This window comes from Limnospira sp. (genome assembly GCF_051859755.1).
Classification (GTDB): domain Bacteria; phylum Cyanobacteriota; class Cyanobacteriia; order Cyanobacteriales; family Microcoleaceae; genus Limnospira; species Limnospira fusiformis.
The window spans coordinates 1-4,353 of sequence record NZ_JBIMLI010000001.1 but is presented as its reverse complement, the minus strand read 5'-3'; the positions used below and the strand labels follow the sequence as shown (position 1 = coordinate 4,353).

Sequence of the window (4,353 nt, the reverse complement as noted above, 5' to 3'; positions counted from 1 at the left end):
TTGTAGGAGTGATTTGTGAAAGCCCGTGACTTGCTCAAGCCAGGTGAAAAGGTAGTTGTTATTTTTACAGCCGAAGGTCGCCAAAACCCAATTCGGTATCTTCCTTGATGTAGCTTTAATTCTGGAAAACTGGCTGAAGTCGGCGAGAGTTGAAGGAGCGATCGCGGAGCGTGGCGGTAGCCGTATCGCCTTTTGTCGGGTGAATGTGTGGGAAGCGGATAAAAATGCCTTTTCCGGGTTTGATGTATATCGGAATTTACCCTTTCAGTCGGAGCAGATGGAAACCTTGATCCGGGGATTGTTTGCCCAGAGTGAATTAAAATAAGAAAAACCAAACCTTTTACCCTGATGCTAGTTCATCCTTCCCTCCCTCCCCTCCATCATCTCCCTGATTCGTTACCCCTAGATGGGGCGGTGCGAATTGAGTTGGAATCCGGTGTCCCAATTTTTCGGGCATCGGCAACCGTGCAGAATCGGATTGTCATGTTGTTGGAAAAACAGCAACTTGAAGCCTTAACTGAGTTAGAAGAACAGGAGTTAGATGCCTATGAGGAAATTGATGATTATTTAAGTTTTGTCAATCGCACGATTCGGAATTTGGCAGTTGCGCCTAATTCCCAAGGTTAAATAAAATGGATCGTCCCTGGATTTCTGAACAGATACAAGCAACGGTTAGGCAACGCGCCAAAGGACTTTGTGAATATTGTCATGCTTCGGAACAGTGGCAATATGTACAATTTACCATCGATCACATTATTCCTTTAGCAGAAAGGGGGTCTAGCGATCTTAATAATTTGGCTCTGGCCTGTTTTCACTGCAATCGTCGGAAAGGACGCTATCAAGAGGCTATTGATCCAGAATCGGAGCAAAAGGTCGCTTTGTTTCATCCCAGACAGGATCGGTGGCTGGATCATTTTCGCTGGTCTGACGATTGTCTAAGGATTATGGGCATTACTCCCACTGGACGAGCAACGGTGGCAGCACTAGCCCTTAATCGGGAACGCATCCTGGCTATTCGAGCCGCCGATTACGAAATTGGGCGACACCCACCCTTGGACGATAGAGAGTTGGTTTTGTTGTATTGGCAAATTGGGCGGGAAATTTTAGCACGGCAGGCTCAGGAGGGCTGGGGCGCAAAGGTGATTACTCCCCTTCTTGCCCGGTATCAGCAGGAGTTACCGCAGGAGTTGCGGGCGGTTTTGCCCAGTGTGGCGCAGTTGGAGATGGCGTTAAATGAAATTACAGAAGTTGGCGGAGGGGCGAATGATCAGTGACCTAAAAGAAAAACCCAATCTTAATTTACTACGACAAAAACGTGAGGACATTCTCGCTATTGCTCAAAAACACGGAGCAAAGAATGTAAGGATTTTTGGCTCTGTGGCGCGAGGTGAGGCTGATGAGGATAGTGATATTGATTTCTTGATTGACTACGACCTAGAAAAAATTACCCCTTGGTTTCCTGCGGGTTTATTGCTCGATTTGGAGAATTTACTCCAGCGTAAGGTGGATGTGGCTACGGTGGATATGCTGAAAGCCCGCATTAAGGATCGAGTTTTAAGTGAGGCGATCGCTTTATGAGAAAACCAGAGGAGCGCTTACAGGATATTTTAGATGCTATTGAGGCGATCGAGCGATATGTAAGCCAAGGGAGGAGTGCTTTTGAGGATCAAGAATTAGTTCAAGTTTGGATTGTTCATCATTTACAAATTATTGGAGAAGCAGCCAATGATATACCGCATGAGTTAACTGCTCTGTATCCACAAGTTCCTTGGGTACAAATTATTGCATTCAGAAATATTATTGTTCATGAGTATTTACGCTTGTCTTTGAATTTGGTTTGGTCAATTGTTGTTAATGATTTACCGAGGCTGAAAGTTCAGGTTATTCAAATATTGTCAGAAGTTGGTGAAGGGGGCGATCACTGAGTGAATTAAAAGCACAAAATCTGTATTTTGACGCTAGGATGGCTCATGATTTAGAGGAGGTAGATATTGTTGCAGATTTGGGAATGTTTGCATTTAGTTTATTGGTGGAGGGTTAATCATGTTAAAAGCAGTAGAAGCCATTATTCAACCAGACGGAACGATTCGCACTTTGGAGCCTTTGCGAGTTGAGGTGGCGACAAGGGCGATCGTGACGGTGCTTGCCCCTCTACCTACCAATGGGGCAGGGAACGGAGCCAAAATTCTGGCATTGTTACAATCACCTCGATTGGCAAACCGTCCTGTAGCTGACCCTTTGGAAGTGGCAAAACGGATTGAGAATTTACGCAATGACTGGGAGCGAGAATGAAAGACGCATTCAGAAATTATGGCAGATTATGATGATTGAGATGAGGCGGATATTTTAGCGGCTCTGGGAATGTTTTAAATTAATATACAGAGGATGAAACCATGTTTATGCAAGAACTAAAGCTCGAACTAGCGTTTGAATTTTCGCCAGATGAAGTGAAACTACTACTGGCAATCAAGCTTTATGAGGTGGGCAGGCTTTCGATTGGACAAGCGGCAAAGGTGGCGGGTTATTCCCAACGAGCATTTATGGAGATTTTGGGACATTATCATGTGCCTGTCTTGGCCTATTCTCCTGATGATTTAGCCGCAGAGGTTGACTTATTGTCATGAGTCAAAATCTGGGTCGATTGATTGTGGATGATCTGCAAGCTCGGAAAGTGGCTCAACGCTTGGGGGTGAAAATCACAGGAACTATGGGAATTTTAATTATAGCGAAGAACAGGGGAATGATTGATTCGGTTAAGGGGGTGATTGACTCTTTAGAATCGGTTGGGTTTTATGTGAGCGAAGCTCTGAAAGCCCAAGCGTTGAAGTTGGCGGGTGATGATGAGTCGATGACTGGAACGGTTAACAGCACTGATTCAGGAGAAGTTGGTGGAGGGGGCGATCGCTGAGTGAATGAAAAGCACAAAATCTGTATTTTGACGCTAGGATCGCTGGGGTGGCGGGTCTAGGGTGGCGGGTTCTCTCGCTGTAAGTGTATTTTATGATTTATTAAAGGTGGCGAGCGGCAATGCCGACGCTGTGCAAACGATGCCTAAAAAGATTGGGGAGTTAAAGGCTATGCTTAGAAAAGCGGGTGCGGCACTCCAAATACTTAAAGATAAGGAGCAAGGTTAATGATCCCATCTAAATATCGCATCAATATCATCTGGTCTGAAGAAGATAATTGTTATCTGGTGGAACTGCCGGAGTTTGCCACGCCAATACAGCGCTATTTTACCCACGGGGACACCTACGAGGAGGCACTGACTAACGCCCAGGAGGTCTTGGAGTTGTTACTCGAAAGCTACAGGACAGAGGGAAAGGATCTACCAGAGCCGCAGGTGTTACAAGTTGCTGGGGGAATGGATTAGCTGAATGAGTGGAAAGCACAAAGTCTATATCTTGACCCTAGGATCCCTTAGCTGGCGGGTCTAAGGTGGCGGGTTCTCTGGCTGTAAGTGTATTTTCTGATTGATTAAAGGAGGCGATCGATGAGTGAGTGGAATATCGAACCTTTGGGAAAAATTGCTGTTATACAAACGGGTCGTCTTGACTCAAATGCTGCGGTGGATGGAGGAATATATCCTTACTTCACTTGTTCACCTGTCACCCGTTCTATTAATGAATATAGCTTTGATGGTGATGCTGTTTTACTAGCATGCAACAATGCAAATGGGATATTTTCTGTAAAGCACTACAATGGCAAATTTAACGCATATCAAAGAACCTATGTAATGTTATGGTCGAAAGGGAAGTCACCTTCGCCAACTCCAATTCCAAACCGTGCTTGATACTTTCACATCACACGGCTCCTAATGTGAATACCCTATTGTCAGTAGGAACGGGACTACAACCCCCCGCTTTATGACTTCAACTTTCAGAGCTATATGACATACGTAGTCTTTAAACTCGCTTTCGCCGTAGGACTCCTACTTACCGCAGTCTCTATATCCACACCGTGACTAGTGGGCATATCCTAACCATTACAGTTAGGCATTAGCTTTCAGTCACATCCTTTCCCCTTAAAGGTATACGCTTACACTTTTCACGCTCTGCCGTGAGGCAGAGCCAATGAGGGGTTTAAACGTTCCATCTATGGGGGCATTCCATCTTTAGATTCGTCCTATCCACCGGGGTAATTTTAAAGGTCTGTGTAGGTAGTGAGTTGAAACTCCTACTTTTCCCCATACTCTTTTGAGCGCAGCGTGTCAACCTATTTCGCTACTTACTGATGACGATGGTTCAAGTCGGAACATTCAGATTTCCTTAGTCATGGGTGGTTGGCAGTGGTCGCATCTGGTAGTGGGTTCTACTTCACGCCTTCCGTTCCCCGCTTCAATCCTGGGGTTGTGAT

The 4,353-nt window shown here is 45.4% G+C and carries 11 protein-coding genes; all 11 read left to right on the top strand.

The annotated features are described in order from the left end of the window. Positions 1 to 55: 55 nt before the first annotated feature. The 11 genes from ACTIE0_RS00055 (at position 56) to ACTIE0_RS00005 (ending at position 3,790) form a co-directional block, all read left to right on the top strand. A complete protein-coding gene (locus tag ACTIE0_RS00055; protein WP_006623198.1) occupies positions 56 to 325 on the top strand; it encodes a hypothetical protein in 270 nt (89 codons plus the stop codon). Positions 326 to 348: 23 nt separating this feature from the next. Then, positions 349 to 627: a hypothetical protein gene (locus tag ACTIE0_RS00050; protein WP_006623199.1), complete on the top strand. Its 279-nt coding sequence runs from the start codon at positions 349 to 351 to the stop codon at positions 625 to 627. A gap of 5 nt (positions 628 to 632) precedes the next feature. After that, positions 633 to 1,274 carry an HNH endonuclease gene (locus ACTIE0_RS00045; protein ID WP_006623200.1) on the top strand — a complete coding sequence of 214 codons (642 nt, stop codon included), beginning with the start codon at positions 633 to 635 and terminating at the stop codon, positions 1,272 to 1,274. Further along, positions 1,264 to 1,578, top strand: a complete 315-nt coding sequence (locus ACTIE0_RS00040) for a nucleotidyltransferase family protein (protein WP_035759067.1) — start codon at positions 1,264 to 1,266, stop codon at positions 1,576 to 1,578. The genes ACTIE0_RS00045 and ACTIE0_RS00040 overlap by 11 nt, the downstream gene beginning before the upstream one ends. Further along, positions 1,575 to 1,925 carry a HepT-like ribonuclease domain-containing protein gene (locus tag ACTIE0_RS00035; RefSeq protein ID WP_006623202.1) on the top strand — a complete coding sequence of 117 codons (351 nt, stop codon included), beginning with the start codon at positions 1,575 to 1,577 and terminating at the stop codon, positions 1,923 to 1,925. The genes ACTIE0_RS00040 and ACTIE0_RS00035 overlap by 4 nt, the downstream gene beginning before the upstream one ends. 118 nt (positions 1,926 to 2,043) lie before the next feature. Further along, positions 2,044 to 2,292 carry a hypothetical protein gene (locus ACTIE0_RS00030; RefSeq protein WP_006623203.1) on the top strand — a complete coding sequence of 83 codons (249 nt, stop codon included), beginning with the start codon at positions 2,044 to 2,046 and terminating at the stop codon, positions 2,290 to 2,292. Positions 2,293 to 2,393: 101 nt separating this feature from the next. Next, positions 2,394 to 2,624: a UPF0175 family protein gene (locus tag ACTIE0_RS00025; RefSeq protein WP_006623204.1), complete on the top strand. Its 231-nt coding sequence runs from the start codon at positions 2,394 to 2,396 to the stop codon at positions 2,622 to 2,624. Further along, the gene (locus tag ACTIE0_RS00020) at positions 2,621 to 2,908 is read left to right on the top strand and encodes a PIN domain-containing protein (protein WP_006623205.1); all 288 of its coding nucleotides are present in this window, start codon (positions 2,621 to 2,623) and stop codon (positions 2,906 to 2,908) included. The genes ACTIE0_RS00025 and ACTIE0_RS00020 overlap by 4 nt, the downstream gene beginning before the upstream one ends. 61 nt (positions 2,909 to 2,969) lie before the next feature. After that, on the top strand, positions 2,970 to 3,134 hold the full coding sequence (locus ACTIE0_RS00015; RefSeq protein ID WP_006623206.1) for a hypothetical protein: 165 nt from the start codon (positions 2,970 to 2,972) through the stop codon (positions 3,132 to 3,134). Continuing rightward, complete coding sequence (locus ACTIE0_RS00010) at positions 3,134 to 3,370, top strand: type II toxin-antitoxin system HicB family antitoxin (protein WP_006623207.1); 237 nt, start codon at positions 3,134 to 3,136, stop codon at positions 3,368 to 3,370. The genes ACTIE0_RS00015 and ACTIE0_RS00010 overlap by 1 nt, the downstream gene beginning before the upstream one ends. Positions 3,371 to 3,490: 120 nt before the next feature. Beyond that, positions 3,491 to 3,790: a restriction endonuclease subunit S domain-containing protein gene (locus tag ACTIE0_RS00005; protein WP_006623208.1), complete on the top strand. Its 300-nt coding sequence runs from the start codon at positions 3,491 to 3,493 to the stop codon at positions 3,788 to 3,790. Positions 3,791 to 4,353: the final 563 nt, after the last annotated feature.